Source organism: Paraglaciecola aquimarina (assembly GCF_032464635.1).
Taxonomy (GTDB): Bacteria; Pseudomonadota; Gammaproteobacteria; order Enterobacterales; family Alteromonadaceae; genus Paraglaciecola; species Paraglaciecola aquimarina.
Map to the genome: position 1 here is coordinate 1,781,036 of NZ_JAWDIO010000002.1, position 19,289 is coordinate 1,800,324.

The 19,289-nt window shown below is 41.2% G+C and carries 13 protein-coding genes and 3 pseudogenes; 7 read left to right on the forward strand and 9 right to left on the reverse strand.

Annotated features, from left to right (window positions below):
• Positions 1 to 226: 226 nt before the first annotated feature.
• The 5 genes from RS130_RS09070 to RS130_RS09090 all read left to right on the forward strand — a co-directional run bounded on the left by RS130_RS09070 (position 227) and on the right by RS130_RS09090 (position 6,427).
• On the forward strand, positions 227 to 2,623 hold the full coding sequence (locus tag RS130_RS09070; RefSeq protein ID WP_316025691.1) for a right-handed parallel beta-helix repeat-containing protein: 2,397 nt from the start codon (positions 227 to 229) through the stop codon (positions 2,621 to 2,623).
• Between the two features lie 176 nt (positions 2,624 to 2,799).
• Complete coding sequence (locus tag RS130_RS09075) at positions 2,800 to 3,399, forward strand: cytochrome c peroxidase (RefSeq protein WP_316025692.1); 600 nt, start codon at positions 2,800 to 2,802, stop codon at positions 3,397 to 3,399.
• Complete coding sequence (locus RS130_RS09080) at positions 3,368 to 4,318, forward strand: cytochrome-c peroxidase (RefSeq protein ID WP_316025693.1); 951 nt, start codon at positions 3,368 to 3,370, stop codon at positions 4,316 to 4,318. The genes RS130_RS09075 and RS130_RS09080 overlap by 32 nt, the downstream gene beginning before the upstream one ends.
• Before the next feature lie 168 nt (positions 4,319 to 4,486).
• The gene (locus RS130_RS09085) at positions 4,487 to 5,122 is read left to right on the forward strand and encodes a VOC family protein (RefSeq protein ID WP_316025694.1); all 636 of its coding nucleotides are present in this window, start codon (positions 4,487 to 4,489) and stop codon (positions 5,120 to 5,122) included.
• A 318-nt stretch (positions 5,123 to 5,440) separates the two neighbouring features.
• Entirely contained in the window at positions 5,441 to 6,427 is a 987-nt protein-coding gene (locus RS130_RS09090; RefSeq protein WP_316025695.1) for a LacI family DNA-binding transcriptional regulator, read from the forward strand.
• A gap of 629 nt (positions 6,428 to 7,056) precedes the next feature.
• Here RS130_RS09090 and RS130_RS09095 read toward each other — a convergent pair.
• The 3 genes and pseudogenes from RS130_RS09095 to RS130_RS09105 all read right to left on the reverse strand — a co-directional run bounded on the left by RS130_RS09095 (position 7,057) and on the right by RS130_RS09105 (position 10,113).
• Entirely contained in the window at positions 7,057 to 7,281 is a 225-nt protein-coding gene (locus RS130_RS09095) for a Gfo/Idh/MocA family protein (RefSeq protein ID WP_428982852.1), read from the reverse strand.
• Positions 7,282 to 7,335: 54 nt separating this feature from the next.
• Positions 7,336 to 7,637 (reverse strand): annotated as a pseudogene (locus tag RS130_RS09100) (Gfo/Idh/MocA family protein); the annotation flags it as partial.
• Positions 7,638 to 7,740: 103 nt separating this feature from the next.
• On the reverse strand, positions 7,741 to 10,113 hold the full coding sequence (locus RS130_RS09105; RefSeq protein WP_316025698.1) for an agarase: 2,373 nt from the start codon (positions 10,111 to 10,113) through the stop codon (positions 7,741 to 7,743).
• Positions 10,114 to 10,508: 395 nt separating this feature from the next.
• Here RS130_RS09105 and RS130_RS09110 point away from each other — a divergent pair, with 395 nt between their 5' ends.
• Both RS130_RS09110 and RS130_RS09115 read left to right on the forward strand, forming a co-directional pair.
• Positions 10,509 to 11,015, forward strand: coding sequence for a hypothetical protein (locus RS130_RS09110; protein ID WP_316025699.1), 507 nt, complete (start codon positions 10,509 to 10,511; stop codon positions 11,013 to 11,015).
• The gene (locus tag RS130_RS09115) at positions 10,978 to 12,882 is read left to right on the forward strand and encodes a beta-galactosidase (RefSeq protein WP_316025700.1); all 1,905 of its coding nucleotides are present in this window, start codon (positions 10,978 to 10,980) and stop codon (positions 12,880 to 12,882) included. The genes RS130_RS09110 and RS130_RS09115 overlap by 38 nt, the downstream gene beginning before the upstream one ends.
• A 194-nt stretch (positions 12,883 to 13,076) precedes the next feature.
• On the opposite strand, the gene RS130_RS09120 is transcribed toward RS130_RS09115, so the two are convergent.
• From RS130_RS09120 to RS130_RS09145, 6 genes and pseudogenes are all read right to left on the reverse strand, one after another.
• Complete coding sequence (locus RS130_RS09120; protein WP_316025701.1) at positions 13,077 to 13,421, reverse strand: HopJ type III effector protein; 345 nt, start codon at positions 13,419 to 13,421, stop codon at positions 13,077 to 13,079.
• Between the two features lie 82 nt (positions 13,422 to 13,503).
• Positions 13,504 to 14,016 carry a peptidylprolyl isomerase gene (locus tag RS130_RS09125; RefSeq protein WP_316025702.1) on the reverse strand — a complete coding sequence of 171 codons (513 nt, stop codon included), beginning with the start codon at positions 14,014 to 14,016 and terminating at the stop codon, positions 13,504 to 13,506.
• Positions 14,017 to 14,248: 232 nt separating this feature from the next.
• Positions 14,249 to 15,559, reverse strand: coding sequence for an amino-acid N-acetyltransferase (gene argA / locus RS130_RS09130; RefSeq protein ID WP_316025703.1), 1,311 nt, complete (start codon positions 15,557 to 15,559; stop codon positions 14,249 to 14,251).
• A 10-nt stretch (positions 15,560 to 15,569) separates the two neighbouring features.
• Positions 15,570 to 16,953: pseudogene (gene argH, locus RS130_RS09135) on the reverse strand (argininosuccinate lyase).
• Positions 16,953 to 18,199: pseudogene (locus RS130_RS09140) on the reverse strand (argininosuccinate synthase). Before RS130_RS09140 ends, argH begins: the two co-directional pseudogenes overlap by 1 nt.
• Before the next feature lie 157 nt (positions 18,200 to 18,356).
• Positions 18,357 to 19,286 (reverse strand): ornithine carbamoyltransferase, encoded by a 930-nt coding sequence (locus tag RS130_RS09145; protein ID WP_316025704.1) that lies wholly within the window; start codon positions 19,284 to 19,286, stop codon positions 18,357 to 18,359.
• Between the last annotated feature and the right edge of the window lie 3 nt (positions 19,287 to 19,289).

Below are 19,289 nucleotides of genomic sequence, written 5' to 3' on the forward strand. Positions count from 1 at the left end.
TAAAGTGTGCAGCGGAAAACAAAACATCATAAATAATGAGCATTTCAGTGATATCAATTTCAACATACAAATATACTCATATTAGTCAGCGTTAAGGTATAGCTAAAAATAAAATGCATGTCAATTTAGGATAAAATTGATATTAATTGTTGGTAAAAGTGTGTTTTTGTATGTAAATAATGTTAGTGTTTTGTTTAGGTTGCTAAAAGAATGGTGAGGAATCGTCATGCAAAGCTATTTTCAAAGTATTTGTGTTTTATTGATATTTTTTATGTCTGCAAGCAGCACTAGCGCTAGGGATATATATGTAGCAAAAACAGGAGATAACAGTGCTGATGGTAGCTTTTCCAGTCCTTATTTAACGCTTTCTAAAGCCGCTGAACAAGCTCAAGCAGGAGATGTTGTTTATATCAGAGAAGGTGAATATGAAGAAGTTTTAGCACCCACAAATTCAGGTCGAGAGAATGAGCCGATTATATTCCAGTCTTACAACAATGAAAAAGTCGTCATTAGCGCCATGCAAGCATTAAGTAATTGGCAACATGATGTGAATAATGTTTACGTCACTCAAGTCGATTGGGATCTCGAGCAGCAAAATTTTGTTATGCAGGGTGATACTGTTATGGACTTAGCACGTTGGCCCGACAACATTGACGGCGACCCTTTTAGCCCCAACGCTCTAAGAAATACAGGCGGTAGTGATAGTTCAGTAGCCAATGATGCATATTTAGATTATGCCCCAGGTATCCCAGCAGGCGATTGGTCAAATGGTGGCTCAATCTATTTTTATGGTGATAAGCCGGGCTCTGGCTGGACTACATGGCGGGCGTTTATTACGGCTAGCACGGATACCCAAGTAACATTTGAGTTAGACAAAAGTCCTAGCTGGATCCGTACTTTTCATGCACCAGGTGATAAAGGTGACTTTTTCTTACAAGGTATTAAAGACGTTCTCGATTATCAAAATGAATGGTATTTTGACCCTAGTACTAAGAAACTCTATGTGCAGCTACCCGATGGACAAGTTCCTGCTGATGGGTTAGTTAAAATGCGTAAGCGTACTAAAACCATTGATTTAGCTGCAAAAAGTTATATCCACATTAAAAACTTAGCGGTGTTCGGTGGCTCGATTGAAATTACCTCTGGCGCGTCACATAACCTAATTTACGGGGTCACTAGTTTGTATGGTAATTACACACTGGGTGTTGTTTCAGGTTTTGCCTCTAATAACCAAAGTGTCAACATTCGAAGTGACTGGAACCAATTTAATACTGTTGGTAATGTGATAGAGAATAGTGAGATTGGCTTTGGTTCGGGAACAGGGATTTATGACTCTGGTGAAAGTACTCAAATATTAAACTCGTACATTCATGATTTTAATTATTTAGGTAATTACGATGCCATTATTAATGCCCGTGGTGGTAACCATACCAAGGTTTTGAACAACACTATTACTCGCGGTGGCCGAGACGCTATCCAAGGGTTTAATGACAATGCTGAGTACGCATACAATGACATTTCATACAGTAACCTTATTGCTGATGATTGTGGATTATTTTATACAGTCGGTGGGCCTAGTAACACTGAAATTCACCATAACTGGTTGCATGATGCTTATTCTAGCGGGACTAAGAAAAAAGCCACTGGTATTTATTTAGACAATGATGCTTCAGGATTTACAGTACACCACAATGTAATTTGGAATACAGAGTGGAGCAGTATTCAAATTAACTGGAATGGTAGAGACATCAATATTTATAACAACACTATGCTTAACTCGAGCGGCGTAATGGGCGCTTGGCATAAGGACGGTACGGAATTTTCAGATGTTAATATATGGAACAATATTGCAGACAATAGTGCATGGGAGCCCCAATCTGACAAACAAAATAACGTAGTTGTGAGTGCCACTGCTGGCCCGTTTTTGGATAGTGAAAATGGTGATTTTAGATTAAAACCTAATACTACTCCGGTGGATGCAGGGCGTGTTATCGATGATATTACTGTGGATGTACTGGATGGTAAACCTGACGCTGGGGCTTATGAACTAAATGGTGACGACGCAAACTGGACCGCAGGTATCAGTTGGGAGCCAAAATTAGGACCATCTGGTATGGGCTGTTATGGGCTGCCGGGTGAAGACTGTCGCTTGCCAATTGAGGCTGAACCTAGGGCCGAGTTTAAGCAAAATCAAACCGCTGACGAAGGTACTACCGCAATTGTCACTGTTACGTTAACTGACTTAGCAGCGAGTTATCCGGTGACCATTCCGTATGTCATATCGGGGACGGCCAGCAGCGAAGATCATGATGCCGTAAATGGTGAGTTCGTGATCAACAGTGGTACTGAAGCCAGTATTAGTATTTGGCTAAAACCTGACGATGTTGTTAGTGAAGTAGAAAGTATCATTATTACTATGGGTATACCTACTAATGCAATTGTAGGGGGGAATGATACGCATACCATTACTATAAACGATAAAACTGCTCCCCCTAATGTACCGAGCCAACCTACACCTAATCCGCCAAATTCCGGGGCTGCGGGCGGTGGCTCAGCAGCTAGTTTGTTGATTTTGTTGCTAGGCGGTTTGTTTATCAGAAAACCCATAACTAGATGGCATTAATAAGCCGAGAATGCAAAACAGGGTTTTCACTTTATTCTCCTTATTCTAGTCTGAGCCGGATCAATGAAACTTAGATGGCATTAGTTGTGTTCAAGCACCTTCAACAAAGGTTATTAATTGTTTTCAGCATATTCATTAGTATGCCTTTATTCGCTATACCAAACATGGCAGATAGTATGTCACTACCTCCAGTACCTTATCCTAACGAAAATAGGCATTCTGAAGCTAAACGTGTGTTGGGAAAAATCCTCTTTTGGGATGAACAACTTTCTACCGACAACTCTATTGCTTGTGGAAGTTGCCACCTCCCTAGTCGTAGTGGTGCCGATAGCAGAATTGGCCTAGAGCCAGGGTTTGACAACATACTCAATACTGATGATGACATTCTAGGTAGTCAAGGCGTTGTATTTCGAAACCAATTTGGTCAAATGCAAAGCCATGATATTTTCAAAAATAATCCGCAGGTTACAACGCGCACAGCACAAGGGTACTTTTCTGGTATTTGGGCTTTGAGTAATTTTTGGGATGGTAGGGCGAGTTCAGAATTTATCGACCCCCAAACTAAACAGATTGCTATTCTTACGGGGGGAGCGCTAGAAAACCAAGCCCTTGGCCCATTGATGAGCAACGTCGAGATGGCCAAAGATGGACAAACGCCTGAGGAGGTTATTGCTAAACTCACCCAAGCTCAACCCTTAGCATTGGCTAGCAACCTGCCTGCAGATATTCAAGCTGTGCTAACGGATGAAACAGATTACCCACAGGCTATTTGCTAATGCTTTTGGTGATGAAACCATCAGCCTTAAACGTATTGTATTTGCCATTGCCACATACGAGCGCAGTCTAGTCGCCGATCAAACACCATGGGATCTGGCCATGGCCAATCAACAAAAACTGCCTTATTTAGAAAATCTAGGCTGGGAATTTTTCCAACAAAGCGGTTGTGAACAGTGCCATAAACCCCCTCTATTCACCGACAACAAATTTTACAACATTGGTCTACAAGGAATTAATACCGATGCTGGCCGTCGACAGGTCAGCCAGCGCAAAGAAGATCATGGGGCGATGAAAGTTCCTAGCCTACGCAATACGGGGCTTAAACTAACTTATATGCATACTGGGCAGTTTACGTCGTTAGAGCAGGTGATAGATGTATACGCCAATGTACCTTTTGAAGATATGGCCACCAAAATGCCTAACGGCGAAAAGTACCGTTTCCAATTTACTGAATACCAACGTAAAGCCTTGATTGCATTCTTGAGTTTGTCATTAACAGATGCGAGGGTAAAAAATGAAACATTCCCTTTTGACAGGCCAACCTTGAGGGGTGAGGTCAGTGATAACCAAGCCCCTCAAGCTTTACAAAATCTAGTCATAGGTTTGAATCCAAAAGGCTTGGTAAGCATATCTTGGGACAAAATACCGGCAAATCTGGGTTACGATATCGAAATAGTACGAAGTGATGGCCGCCACTATTGGACAGCTCGATCGCCTTTTGAAGATATATACACCGAATTAGGTGAGCGTTATGAGTATCAACTATATAGGCGAAATGCTCAAAGGGTCTTGTCTAAATCGGTTACTATGACAATTGATGTTGCAGGTAGCCATGATGGATTTCATTGGCTTAGAGCCTTAGTGGTACTCGCTGCATTTTTTCTAATTGGGCTGCTACTTAAGCGCAAATCAACGTAACTTCATTCTGGCGACTAGGTGCCCTAGAGCCCAGCTATGTCAGTATTCATAATGAGATAAAATATCACCATCGACTTCTTCTTCGCTAAACTTTATGTAACTCATTGAATTATAGTTTAATTTTATTTTCGTTGGGGTTTTTTATGTAGAAATCAGGTTAGACATTGTATGCCTTGTAATAGCACCTTTAGCTATGATATCGTTATCATAGATATCCAGTTTACGACAACGCAACATATTTTACGGGGTTACATTATGAGAGCGAGTGATAAATATTTCGTTAAGCAGCACAAACTTAACTCGGGTGGCATGTGGTTATTTTGCTTGCTGGTGGTCGCTATTTTTGTCAGCAGCGCTTGCAGTGCCAATACAGTGGCGGACAGGGCTGACGAGAGTAGTCATGGTAAATTACAAGCAAAGGTTACCGGTTTAAGGTACAACAATGTGCATGTGCTCGAGCTGGAAAAAACGATGAAATTGTATCGTGAAATTTTAGGTTTTGAATTGGTAGACGCAGAAGTGCTTAAGGGGAATTTAGCAGGGATGTTAGTGCTTAAGATGAAAGCGAACGACTATATGATGACACTAACGGTTACGCCACCTCAACATGCTCACAATCTAGCTCCTGTTGGCAATACTAACCACAATCACTTTATGCTAAAAGTGAATGATATTGCGACAATTGGTGATAAATTGAAAGAACATGGCTATGAACTAGAGAACGAGCATTATGCACGGGATTTATATACGTTTTTTGTAGGACCCAATGGTGAAATAATTGGTCTGTCAGCTTGGGAAGATTAACACCTCGCCCTGCCATTAGATTGCATTGACAAATGGACAGAACATAGTGCTAGCCTACCGTTCAAAGTGGATTGGCATTGTAACCGTGTATTGTTTTGTTATTACCGTATGGTATTAAGTGAGCTATGGCTTTTTCGCTATCGGTAAAGTGTTAGGAATACATTACTATTTCTTTATTTAGCTAAAATCACTATGATTTTGCTAAGGGGTAAAAAGAACAATAGGTAGGGCAATGGCCCTATAAACTTGAGGTAAAAAGAAAATTATTTTAGTATTAGCGCCAATATTTGCAGCACCTTCACTCTATTTACTCATTCTATGAAGCAATCCAAACGCGCAGGCATTAAAGATGTGGCGGAGCTCGCTGGTGTATCTAATATGACTGTATCACGTGTGCTAAATGGTACCGTGAAAGTCAGTGAAGAAAAGCGCAAAGCAGTGTTAACTGCAGTCGAAAAACTCGATTATAAGCCTGATCTAGCAGCACGGCGTTTAGGTGGGAATAAATCTTACATGCTAGGTTTATTGTACCAAGATCTTGATATTTCTTATGTCAGTAAATTTCTATTAAATGCTTTAAAAAGTAGTCGAGATCAGGGGTTTCATCTTATACCAAATGAAATTGATGGGGATATTGAAAAGTCACTTTCTTCAGTCGTTGACTTAATTGAAATTACCCGAATAGACGGTCTAATTTTGCTCCCACCTGTAAGCGACAACCAACAAATAATAGACGTTTTAAAGAAGCACCAAACCCCCTTTGTGCGTATTACACCTGATAGTCATTTTGATTTGTCCCCATATATTTGCATAGATGACTATATGGTGGGTTATAAAATGACCGAGCATCTTATTAATTTAGGTCATAAGAAAGTCGCACATATTATGGGCAATACCAAGCAAGGCACTAGTCATTTGAGGTGCCAAGGATTTGTCGATGCTCTGCACACCAATCACTTAAGCGCACCTGAAGAATTTATTGTTGAAGGCACCTATACCTTCGATTCTGGGGTTGAGGCGGCAAAAAAATTGTTGAATCTAGCCAATAGGCCAAGCGCTATTTTTGCTTCTAACGATGAAATGGCGGCTGCCGTGATATTGGTCGCGAATAACTTGGGAATTGCGATACCAGAGCAACTCTCCGTGGCTGGTGTAGATGATGCTCAACTAGCTGTTACCTTGTCGCCTAATTTAACGACGATTAAACAACCTATTGCACAAATGGCTGAACTTGCGGTTAAATTACTAGCGAAAGGAGCCGATAATCTAAAAATGAAGGAGCGAATCAGTACCGCAATATCTTAGATTTTGAGCTAATTGAGCGGCAATCTGCAATGCAGTTTCATTCCTCAGCAGCAAAGGACACAATGGGCTAAGTAACCTTTGTCATAATGTTAGTGACTGTTTTACTTTCCGTGAATTATACCCATTCCGATACCTAAACGTTCTGAGTGCATAGTGATTTAATGGAATGGGTATTAGGGAAGGCTCGGTTCCCTCAACTCTTATGGCGCTATCGCTGAATCGATGAGGGGCTTGTGATACGTTTTAGTTATTTTCTCTGAAAAGAGATTTAATTTGAGCCATCTGCAATTGTAACTTGAGACTGGTTGAGTGAGGCATTACGGGCGACTCATTTGCGCCACTGCTAATGTGTTTGTATACCTCTTTTGCTTCAAAAATATAACCATACTCAGTTCTGTTATCCGTATATTTGTCAATGCAATCATCACCTTGATATAGCTCACAGGTTACTGCTCTAGATGCATGAGGAATACGAATATAACCTTTGTCGCCAATAATATAGGCTGTATTTGGTAATCGACATTGAAAAGAACAGGCGATGGTGGCTTTCGCTTCGCCACAATCAGCAAATACAGTTACATCTTCGTCAACCCCATTGGGGGCATTTTGATTAAAAACACGTAGGTTTTCTATGTCTTTTTCAAGAAAAACCAGACTAATGCTAAGGGGTATATACCCATATCAAATAAACTTCCGCCGGCCAATTCTGCATTGTATTCTCTACAGGTGGGTGAATAGGGCATTGGGTAGCCAAAATCAATTTTAATGTGGCGTATTTTTCCAAGTCTATCCTGTGCAATCCACTGCTTGGCTTTGTTAATAGCCGGCAAGAAATAGGTCCACATAGCTTCCATTAGAAAGACGTTTTTTTCTTTGGCCAATGTTATTAATTCTTGGCATTGTTCGGGTGAAACCACAAATGGTTTTTCACATAACACGTGCTTGCCGGCTAAAAGTGCATCTCGTGTATTTGCATAGTGACAGGTGTGGGGGTACCGATATAAACCACATCAATTTCAGGATCATCAAACATAGCTTGGTAACCCTGATATGCTTTTTGAATTTGAAACTTTTCAGCAAATTGTTTAGCACTGGCTAGATTTCTGGCTGCCACCCCATGAATCTCAGAATGTTCATGATATGCCAAGTCGGTGCAAAATTTACTGGCAATTCTACCTGCGCTTACAATGCCCCATTTTAATTTATTCATTTTCGTCTCTCCACGCACATTACAATGTGCAAGTAATGATTTGATTGTCTGTTAAAAAGTAGGGTGCCAGTGGTCACCCTATATGCTTAAACTACTAAGGTTATTATTGAGGTAAGGCCTCGGTTGTAGCTTGTCTTGTTTGTTGCTTAACTGGTTTTGTTAGTGGCCGGTTAAATCGTTTGGGGTATAGGGACGTATTAAAGTCTTTGGCCATTTCGACCATCTCAGGATAAGGAATATCTGCAACGTTAACGAATCCAACATTATAAGATTCACCATCAAATGCTCGCCCTGTGACGGGAGAGTCGATGTATTGAAACCAGTGAGCTCCCACAAAGTTGTCATGTCCAGAGACGCTGTCCATATAAATCCGAAATTTACGTGCCCGATCTTTTTGATCAGACGCGTAGAGTAGTCCTAGGTGCAATGAGCCTGTATCGCTGGTCGCACCAAAATGGTATTCACCAATAATGGCTGGCAGATCCACTGCTCGTAAAAACTCCCAGTCAAAAGGTTGTAAGCCTTCATCGTACACATTGAAACTCAATACATCGGTATAAGTCGTTGCGGCTTCAATCGTTTCTTCTGGCATTCCCCACGTTGCCATGCGTACGCCCATATACAGATGATTAGGCAGAACACGTTCAATGGCTGCATGAACCACGCTAAAATAGCGGTTTGACAACATCGATAACATTTCGGAAAGGTCGGCTTCGAGGTTTTCGTTATACGCAGAGAATTGAACGCCTTTATGCATCGCTTCAAAACTTACAATGTTGGTATCCCAAGCTTTATTTAGGGCATTAATTGTCTTGTATTTTTCAACGATGAATTGGCTAAATGCTCTTTTAGCTGGGCTCTCTGCAGAGTCCATAGCTAAAGCGCCAATCGGTAAAAAGTATCGATGCTCTACACTACCCGTGCGATAGCCCCAAGTTTTTTCATTATCAACAAAAATTCCCACACACCAAGGTGAACCGTTAATTTCATCGGCAATTTGCTCAATGGTAAGGTTTGCTCGACGTTCAAATTCTGGGTCATACACATCTGGCATCGCATGCCAGATTTCTTTTCCGGTTTTGATTTCTTTAAAATCACCAATTATCCAGCCATTGGCAAAGTACGGGACCTGTTGATTTGGGTAAAATGCAGGGTCTACCCAATTGCCCATAGATGTCATGCCCCAATCAAGCATACGAGCTAAGGTATTCTCTTGCCACTGCTGAACAAAGTTGTCACTACCATACTTGCGTTCGAGGTTGGCTCTATAAAAGCTATAAGTTTCGCCATGGGGCAAAGGCCCGCCGTGAAATGAGCGACGATAGCTATAGTGTTTACCTAAAGGTTCATCATAAGACGGTAGCCACTCAAACAAACTTCGACGTGTTGAACTGGCTAAATAACGGGTTTCTTGCACTGCTGCAGGAATGTCAACTTTGCCAATCGAATCTTCTGGTGTTAGCTCTTCAGGATCGTGATAACGAATCGTGTCATCTTTAAAGTCCATCCCCGTTGTGGTAAACATGTTCGCTATACGCACATTTGCCAGACCGTTTGAAAAGAATAGGTGGCCTTCGGGATCGACTAACCACCATTTGCCTGCTACTTTTTCGGTTCGGAAAAAGCCTGTTGCCGTTAATTGAGGCCCTTCCTTCCAGCCGCCAAATTTTGAACGATCGGCAAAAGGTTTACTTTTACTTAGTGCCGTTATTTCTTTATCCGAAACAGTTTTGAATTCATCTAATGAATGTACTTTGAGAGGAAAGTCCACATGGGCATTTTGCCCAAATTTATCAACAATCTTATGAACGAATGTTTCATTGTATGACGGATTTTTGCGTAGGCGAATGTTATCTAAACGAATGTTCTTATTTGCCATATTTGTGCGTGTGTTGAGTGAAATACGAGTAACGCTGTCGTTAGACATAAAATAGTTACCGTAGATTAGAATAAACATCAAATCATCTGTTGCCCAAGGCTTAGGGTTTTCACGCATACCTGTGTCTATATTCCAGAATACACCGTCTAGTGGAGCAAACAGAGTGTGTTTTTCGCCTACGGGAATAACTACGTGCCGATGCAATGCCGAATCAGCTGAGTGAATAGACAAAAATAATTGAACGCTTTCGGTTCCCGTATTTTCCACATCTAAGGCCATATGGTATTCATCATATATGGTCCAATCTTGAGGCGTTGAAAAATCTAAGTGTACGCCGCTATAGCGCGCGCTATTTAAAAACTCAATCTCTAGGGCGTTACTGTCAGGATTGCGAACTATTTCATGATTCGCGTTTTCATTTGTTAAAGTTAGATTGACGTCATCAAAATTTGCTAATACAGCAAGGACAGGCTCATTGTCATCTGCATCTGTCATTCTCTCCTGCTGGCTTAACTTGTCTTCTTTAGAGCAGCTTATAAACGCTAACGTAGTTGTTAGCGCAATTAGTTTTAATAAATTTTTGCACATAGGTTTCATTGCTTAGTTCCGGCATTTTTCAAACGTTAGTAACGCTCATCGTTAACGTTACTGAATAAATTACTATTACTATTTTGTATAAAATAAATTCACCTCTCCGTAATAAGATTACAATTTATTGTTAACAATATAGATGAAATATTGACAATACTAATCGTTAATTGTTATAACAAATAGCGTTTGTGATAACGTTATCATAAGTAGGGTGGTAGTTTTAAACAAACTTAATGACTAGATTATCTTGTTGATAAAGTGAATTGCTCAATTATCTATTTAGTTAACTCGATTAGCTTTTCAGGGTTAATAAGTATTAATTGGTTTGACTGACAATGGATTCAACGATAGATGGTTTAGGGTTGAACATATTTAAATTAATTATTTATAAAGAGAATAAAATGAAAATAAATACCCACAAGGCTAATGGCATCGCTTCTTTAGCTATGTTGTCCACGATTTCATTTTTAGGGATATCAACTGATACACTTGCTAATGAGCGTCCTCAAAAATTAACTGCAGAGATTCCTTTATACACTTTCGAAGATGGTGTATTGCCTAGCGCATTTGACACTCAAAATACCCATTTACAGTTAGTCAAAAATGATGAGGCGCTGGACGGTGAATATTCACTAAAAGTTGCCTATAAAACCAAGAAGAATAACACCGCACGTTTTGCTATTACCCCCAATTCTGCATTTGAATGGGGAAAGTACAAAGATTTCCATATCGCATTTGATATTAAAAATACCGGCTCAGAATCCGTTGCTATCAGCTTAATTATGGGCGACGTAGATGGCTACAGCTATGAACGCGGTTTTGTTGCACCCGTAGGCGAAAAAGTGACCGTTTACGCAAAAATGGATGGGCATGATCAATACCGACCTGCTCTGGGCTACGCCAACTGAATTTAACTTTGAATCAGGTTTTCGTTCAAATCCACCCACCTGGGAATCTACTGATAAACAAGTCTATTCTTTTTGGGGAAAAATGGACTTAAATATTAAGGGTATTACTTACATCGCTTTTCATACTTCTGGTTTGTTAAGCGATCGCGAATTTATAATCGACAATATACGCTTACGACCTAACCCTAAAATGGATGAGCATTTCTTAACTAATTTCATCGATGAATTTGGTCAAAATGCCAAAGTGGATTACCCATCAAAGATTAAGTCTGAGGAACAGCTGAAGCAAGTTGCCCTTGATGAACTAAAAAGCTTAGAAGGCGAAGTAATGTCGAATCGGTCAAGATTCCAAGGTTGGAAAGATGGTCCTCGTTTTGAAGCTACAGGTTTTTTTAGGACACAAAAAATCGAAGGGAAGTGGGCCATAATTGACCCCGAAGGTTACTTGTACTTTTCTACAGGAACATCAATTATTCGTCTATCAAATTCTTCCACCATGACAGGTTATGATTTTGACCAGAAATATATTCCTAAGCGCACGGCCGATATGACAGTTGCAGAAGATGATCAGCCATTGAACCCAGCTCCTTCAGAGGCACTACCTAGTCGTTTTGTTTCTGACCAAAAGCGTGCCGACATATTTGCTTGGCTACCCAAGTATGATGACAAGCTAGGCAATCATTTTGGTTATCGTCGAGATGCGCAAAGTGGTCCACTAAAGCGAGGTGAAACCTATAGTTTTTATAGTGCAAACCTAGAGAGACGTTACGGAGAAACCTATCCAGAGTCTTATATGGATACTTGGCGCAGTGTTACTGTTCGTCGCATGTTAGATTGGGGATATACCTCGTTGGGTAATTGGTCTCAATCAGCATATTACGGAAATAACAAGATTCCGTTTGTCGCTTTTGCTGACATTATTGGAGAGTTTGGAACCTTAAGTAGTGGCTTTGATTTTTGGCACGGTGTACCTGATGCGTATGATCCTCTCTTCCATCAACGTGCTGTCGCTGCTGCAAAACATGTAGCCAGCCAGATTAATGCTACTCCTTGGTGTATGGGAATATTTATGGATAACGAGCAAAGCTTTGGCCGTGGTCCATCCGATGAAGGTTATTTTGGTATTGTTTACAATACTTTGAAACGGAATGCTAAAGACGTGCACGCTAAAGCGGCATTTACCCGTTCAATGCAGGACAAATATGAAACTATCGATGCATTAAACAATGCGTGGAATAAAAGTATCGCTTCATGGGATGCTTTTGCCGCAGGGATTGATCCCAGTTTCAACACTGAGCAACAAAGAGCAGATTACTCACAGTTATTATACGAATACGGTGTGCAATACTTTTCAACGGTCAACAAGGCGCTTAAATCCGAATTGCCTAACCACTTGTACTTAGGCTCTCGCTTACCTGAATGGGGTAAGCCCATCGAGATTGTGAAGGCTGCAGCTGAAAACAGCGACATTATTACCTACAATATCTATCAAGAAGGTTTGGCTGCAAGTGAATGGGACTTCATGGCAGAAGTCGATGCTCCTGCATTAGTCGGTGAGTTTAGTTACGGCGCTGATGATGCGGGACACGTGCACCCAACGTTCAAAATTGCCGCAGATCAAGAAGATCGTGGCTATAAAGTGAAACGTTTTTTTGAGTCAATTATTGATAACCCGTACTTCGTTGGCGCTCACTACTTTCAGTATATGGACGGCCCAATTTCTGGTAGAGCGTATGATGGTGAAAACTATAATGCAGGTATGGTAAGTATTACTGATGTCCCCTACAAGCCTATGGTTAAAGCAGTAAAAGAAGTCAATTCTACCTTGTATGAGCGCCGGTACGGAGACTTAAAAAAGGACGAATGAGGTATTCGAGAGCGATCAATGTCGAAGAATAGGGTCAAAAATGAGAATGAGTATTTGACGTTAAAGACATGATAGCGAGTTTTAGTTTAAACGATACTTCTTTTCCAGGATTCAGGTTACTTATACTAGACTTAGCGTATATTTGAAATATGCCGTGGCCAAGCATGCTTGGCCACTATAACGCTATCTCCAGGTTATTTAGGCGCTAGCGCTTCTGAGAAAAACTCAATCCCATCCCAACCTGTCACCATGAAGTTACGAATGTTACCGTGATCCGTTCCTTCAGGGTGTTGCAGTACATCTTCACGGTAGTAGGCACCAAATAAACTCAGGGTTTGCTCTGCTGATAACTGGTTTAGTTTTGCAAAGTAAAATATCTTACAAGAGCCTTCGTTACTGCCCGCTTCGCTGGCTAAATCACCGTTACTGAATGCAGTTGGCGTATAGTGATAATGGTCTGTGATTAGCTCCATTACTTGTGTGAATTCAATAGATTCGGGCGCTGTTCGAGTCAGTGTAATGAGTTCGTTTATGAGCATTATAATTCCTGATTAATTCCAGTATTGATGGGTTTGCTTAATACAAGCAATGGGCTATTTGACAGTTAAGAGCTGATGTAGCTTACTCTACTAAGATCTCTGCTTTGATAATGTTAACTTGTTCTTTGGTTTTACCTCGCGCAGAGCCAAGGGTTTCTAAGCTTTTAAGCACATCCATACCAGCGACTACTTTACCAAAAATACTGTGCTTTGCGTCTAACCAAGGTGTCGCAGTAAAAGTTAAAAAGAACTGACTGCCATCGGTATTGGGCCCCGAATTCGCCATACTTAACAAACCGCCTTCTGAATGCGTAACCTCATCACTAAACTCTCCTGCATATTTATAGCCCGGATTGCCACGTCCTGTCCCAGTTGGATCGCCCCCTTGAGCCATAAAACCAGGTATGATGCGGTGAAAAACTAGGTCATTATAAAAACCAAGATTGGTTAGGTATATTGTGCTAGAGACGTGCATAGGCGCGACATTTGGCATAAGCTCAATGGTTATGTCACCCTTATTTGTATTTAACAACCATAGGTAGCGTTTATTTGCACTGAACGTTAGCTTGGGGGCATAGGCAAGCTGGTTTTCCAATTTTCAATTTGCTTGTCTATCTTTTGTTCTTGGATAAACTGATTGGCTTGTTTAATTGCTTTATCGGTGAATAGGTCACAGCTAGAAGCAATGAATAATATGCAAATGCAGGTAAAGATATTGGCGAGTAATGGTTTATTCATAATATTTTATATGTTGGGTATTAAGTTAGATAAACACGACTTTACAGCAGGGTATAAATATAGCCATTACGGAAGATCATCTTATCGACTTATAAATGCAATATAAATACTTTGGAATTACGCTGAAAGTTGTATAGTTGTTTTTTCTTCGCTGGTAAGTCATCAAGACTCGCTTGCGCAAACCCTTGCTCTAAAAACCAGTGCGCGGTAACGGTAGTTAGCACAAAAATAGACTGTAAGCCTAGTTTTTGTGCTTGTACTTTTATCGCTTCGAGTAGTCTTTCACCGCGACTACCACCACGATAATCTGCATGAGTAGCAACACAGGCGAGTTCACCCATAGCTTCATCAGGATAAGGGTACAAGGCCGCACAAGCTATGGTCATACCATCACGCTCTATTAGGGTGAATTGTTCAATTTCTTTTTCTAAATACTCTCTGGAGCGTTTAACTAAAATTCCTTTTTCTTCTAAGGGCTTGATTAGCTTCAATACACCGCCAACATCTTCAATGTTGGCAGGACGCAATTGTTCATATGAGCGCTGAGAAATAAGAGAGCCTGCTCCGTCCCGAGTAAATAGCTCTTGCAAAAGAGCACCATCTTGGCTGTAGCTTACACAATGGCAACGACTAATATTCGCTTCTAAGCTCGAAACAATGGATTCTAATAACTGTTTTTGCGGGGCATAGAATGGTCGTTCAATCATGCTATACAATTCGTCTAATTCGATATTGCGTAACAAGCTGCCCTTTTCATTGACTATGCCGTGGTTATGAGTAAAGGCGATCAACTTATCCGCATTTAAGGCTATCGCCGCATTTGTGGCGACATCGGTAAATGAAAGATTAAAGACTTCACCCGTAGTGGAGTAACCCATAGGTGATAGCAGAACTATTGAGCCATCGTTTAAATGGTCATTAATGCCATGTACGTCGATGCGACGCACTACACCGGTGTTTTCAAAGTCAACGCCTTCTTGAACACCAGCAGGCATGGCAACAACTAAGTTGCCCGAACACACACGAATTTGCGCTCCATGCATAGGGGAGTTAGGTAACCCCATAGTTAATAATGCTTCCACTTGAGCACGTACCGAACCGGCTGCATCCTTCACACATTCTAACGTTTGCTTGTCGGTAATGCGCATATCTTGGTGAAAACGAGCCGCTAGGTTTCTTAACTCAACTCTTTGATCTATTTGTGGTCTTGCACCGTGTACCAAAACTAAACGTACGCCTAAGCTATTTAATAACGCAATATCATGAATGATATTAGCGAAGTTAGGCTCTTCAATTGCTTCACCACCAAACATTAATACAAAGGTTTTCCCCCTATGAGCATTAATGTAAGGTGCCGAATTGCGAATAATTTTAACACTGTCAATGTGCGAAACGACCACAAATAATTCCTTACTTAGCCGACTTTGATGCCGCTAATTCTGCATCTAAAGCACGATTGACTGGTGCGATACCGGTTCCGCCTAAAATGCTACGTTTATCCACTAGATACTCTAACTGGAGGATTTCGTATACATCGTCTTCAATTAAGTCTGAGTATTTTTTCAACTCAGCTAATTCAAGCTCTTCAATCGCCACTTTTTGTTCCAACGCAGCCAGTACTACTTGACCAGATATATCGTGAGCTGTTCTAAATGGTATGCCTTTATCCACCAAGTAATCAGCTAATTCAGTCGCATTGGCATAACCTTCACGAGCCGCTTTTGCGCAACGCTGCGCATCAAGTTCGATGCTATCCAATACTTCACAAGCAATACATAAACAAATATGCCATTGAGTGACGGCGTCAAGTACACCTTCTTTGTCTTCTTGCATATCTTTGTTGTATGCCAAAGGAAGACCTTTCATAGTGACCAGCATGCCTTGTAAGCTACCAAATACTCGACCACATTTACCACGAATTAATTCTAAAGCATCTGGGTTTTTCTTTTGTGGCATTAACGATGAGCCGGATGTGACTTGATCACCTAGGGTGATGAAGCCGGCTTCCCCTGAGTTGAAGAATATTAAGTCTTCTGCCATACGGGACATGTGCATCATGCTAGTGCTGGCGGCAAACAAAATCTCTAGTACAAAATCACGATCAGACACTGCATCCAAGCTATTCAAACAAGGGCTATCAAAGCCTAAATCGTTCGCTATTTCCTGACGGTCAATTGGATAAGTGGTGCCAGCAAGGGCGCCACTGCCCAATGGACACTTATTCAAGCGGGCTTTTAAATCTTGTAAGCGGCTAATATCTCGCTTAAACATTTCAACATAAGCTAAACACCAATGTGGATATCTAACAGGTTGAGCCCGTTGTAAATGAGTATAACCAAGGTAAAATAACCGTTTTGTTGTTGCTGGCCGTGTTAAGCAAAGACGCCTTAACGTTTTCTAAGTCAGCAACTAACAAGTCCACATGGTCACGGCACCACAAACGAAAATCTGTGGCAACTTGATCGTTGCGGCTGCGGCCAGTGTGTAACTTACGGGCTACATCACCCAATTGTTCGATTAAGGTGGCTTCAACAAAACTGTGTATATCTTCTTCGCTGCTAGCATCAAAATCTAAGGTATTGTTTTCCGCTTTAACCAATAAAGCTTGTAAGGCACTTTCGAGTTGTTGCTGCTCGTCTTGTGTTAATACGCCGGCTTTACAAATAGCTTTAGACCACGCTATGGAGCCTCGAATGTCTTGACTAGCCAATGCACGGTCGAAGGGTAATGAATCGTTTACCCGTCTGAACATGGCACTACTGCCATCTTGAAATCGTCCGCCCCATAAACTCATTATTCAATTCCTGTATTTTTAAATGCTAAGCCTTGTTTGTTCATTGCTTCAATACGGCTAGACAAACTGTATAAACGAATGAAGCCTTCAGCATGGCTTTGGTCGTAAACGTCATCTGCACCAAATGTAGCAAAGTCTTCAGAATACAGACTATTTGGAGAGCTTCGCTGCACAACTGTGGCTTGACCTTTGTAAAGTTTAACTACAATTTCGCCAGTTACTTTCTGTGCGAAACTTGCTGCGCCGGCTAAAAGTGCGTCATTTAACGCGGTGAACCAACGTCCGTCGTACATGACATGTGAATATTCGAGACCGATTTGCTCACGATACTTAAGCGACGCTTTGTCTAGCACTAAACACTCTAGGGCTTTATAAGCTTTCATCATCACAGTGCCACCTGAGTTTCGTAACAACCACGAGATTTCATACCTACTAAGCGGTTTTCTACGATATCGATTCGGCCAACACCGTGTGCGGCGGCAATTTCGTTAAGTTTCATCAATACGCCATATGGTGTTAGTGCTTCTCCATTGACTTTGGTTAATTTACCTTCTTCAAATGAAAGCTGTACTCGAACTGGTTCGTTAGGTGCATCTTCTGGATCAACTGTCATTGTCCAGATCCCTTTAGTTGGTTCACACCAAGGATCTTCTAGTTCGCCACCTTCATGAGAAATATGCCAAGCGTTAGCGTCTCGACTGTAAATTTTAGTCAGTGAAGCAGAACATGGAATGTTGCGCTCAGACAAATAAGCTAATAAGTCTTCACGAGATACCATGCTCCATTCACGCCATGGCGCAATGACGGCTAAATCTGGGGCCAACGCTGCGAAGGTACCTTCAAAGCGAACTTGGTCATTACCTTTACCGGTGCAACCATGACATAGGGCATCGGCGCCTACTTTACGTGCAATTTCTACTTGGGCTTTAGCAATAATAGGACGTGCCATAGACGTACCTAATAGGTATTCGCCTTCATATACCGCACCAGTGGTAATAGTTGGGTAAATATAATCAGATACAAACTCTTCTTTTAAATCAACGATATAACATTCGCTAGCACCAGTGGTTAGGGCTTTTTCACGTAAACCGATTAATTCTTCTTCGCCCTGACCTACATCAGCAGCGAAAGCAATAACTTCACAATTGTAGGTTTCGATCAGCCAAGGAATGATTGCTGATGTGTCTAAGCCGCCCGAGTACGCAAGTACGACTTTTTTAAATTCTTTTTGTGCCTGAATAGCCATGTTGTTTCCTATAATAAAAGCAGTTGCCAGTATCGAGTCTAATCACCTCGAGTTGACGGTCTAACTGCACTAACTTAATGTAAAACTCAATCTAATAAAGTATGCATTCTTGATACTTTACCTACCATAATGCTTACAACCAGTTTGAAACTGATTGCTAATTTTTTGGCTGAAAATCACTAGCCAGTAATTGTACCAAAATTGCGTTTTGACCGTGCATACGATTTTCAGCTTGTTGGAATAATAAAGACTGTTCACCGTCAATCAAGCTGCCACTAATTTCCAAATCGCGGTGCGCTGGCTGACAATGTAATACGTAATCTGCACCGGTTTTTTCCATTAGCGCCTCATCTATTTCAAAGCCAGAAAAAGTGTCTTTAATATCTGCCAAAGGCGTGTTGTCGCCCATTGAAAGCCAAGTGTCTGTATACAGAACTTGAGAGCCAATCGCGGCATCGATGTCATTACTAATGGTCAGTGTGCCGCCAAACTTGGCTGCGCGCTGTTGAGTGAGTTTAACGATATTCTCATCAACTTCATGGCCTTTTGGTGTGACCACTACTACTTCACACCCCAGTGCCACCCCCACTAACATCAAAGAATGGGTCACGTTATTGCCATCACCAATATAAGCGAGTTTAACCTTACTCAAATCATCGTAATGTTCACTAATCGTTAAATAGTCAGCCACTGCTTGACAAGGGTGATACATGTCACACAGCGCATTAATAACAGGGACCTTGGCTGATTCGGCTAATTCTTCTAGTGTACTATGTGCAAAAACGCGAGCAACGATAGCGTCTGCCCAGCAGGCCAAATTGGCGCCCATATCTTTAACATCTTCACGGCCGGCTAACTTATTTGACTGAGAATCCAAATAGACTAAGTGTCCGCCTAATTTATTAATACCTATATCAAAACTAACACGAGTACGCAGTGAAGGTTTTTCAAATAAAGCAACCACTGACAGACCATCTAAGGCCGTACGATAACCAGCGGGGTTGGCTTTAATTGTTTTTGCTAGAGCAAGCAAACTTTTAAGTTGCTCGTCAGTCCAGTCTTTAAAAGAAAGTAGATCTTGTTTCATGAT

What these genes read in the sequence shown, in the direction of transcription:
- RS130_RS09070 (WP_316025691.1), top strand. Translation starts at nt 227, where the DNA reads ATGCAAAGCTATTTTCAAAGTATTTGTGTTTTATTGATATTTTTTATG.
- RS130_RS09075 (WP_316025692.1), top strand. Translation starts at nt 2,800, where the DNA reads ATGTCACTACCTCCAGTACCTTATCCTAACGAAAATAGGCATTCTGAA.
- RS130_RS09080 (WP_316025693.1), top strand. Translation starts at nt 3,368, where the DNA reads ATGAAACAGATTACCCACAGGCTATTTGCTAATGCTTTTGGTGATGAA.
- RS130_RS09085 (WP_316025694.1), top strand. Translation starts at nt 4,487, where the DNA reads ATGCCTTGTAATAGCACCTTTAGCTATGATATCGTTATCATAGATATC.
- RS130_RS09090 (WP_316025695.1), top strand. Translation starts at nt 5,441, where the DNA reads ATGAAGCAATCCAAACGCGCAGGCATTAAAGATGTGGCGGAGCTCGCT.
- RS130_RS09095 (WP_428982852.1), bottom strand. Translation starts at nt 7,281, where the DNA reads ATGGAAGCTATGTGGACCTATTTCTTGCCGGCTATTAACAAAGCCAAG.
- RS130_RS09105 (WP_316025698.1), bottom strand. Translation starts at nt 10,113, where the DNA reads ATGAAACCTATGTGCAAAAATTTATTAAAACTAATTGCGCTAACAACT.
- RS130_RS09110 (WP_316025699.1), top strand. Translation starts at nt 10,509, where the DNA reads ATGAAAATAAATACCCACAAGGCTAATGGCATCGCTTCTTTAGCTATG.
- RS130_RS09115 (WP_316025700.1), top strand. Translation starts at nt 10,978, where the DNA reads ATGATCAATACCGACCTGCTCTGGGCTACGCCAACTGAATTTAACTTT.
- RS130_RS09120 (WP_316025701.1), bottom strand. Translation starts at nt 13,421, where the DNA reads ATGCTCATAAACGAACTCATTACACTGACTCGAACAGCGCCCGAATCT.
- RS130_RS09145 (WP_316025704.1), bottom strand. Translation starts at nt 19,286, where the DNA reads ATGAAACAAGATCTACTTTCTTTTAAAGACTGGACTGACGAGCAACTT.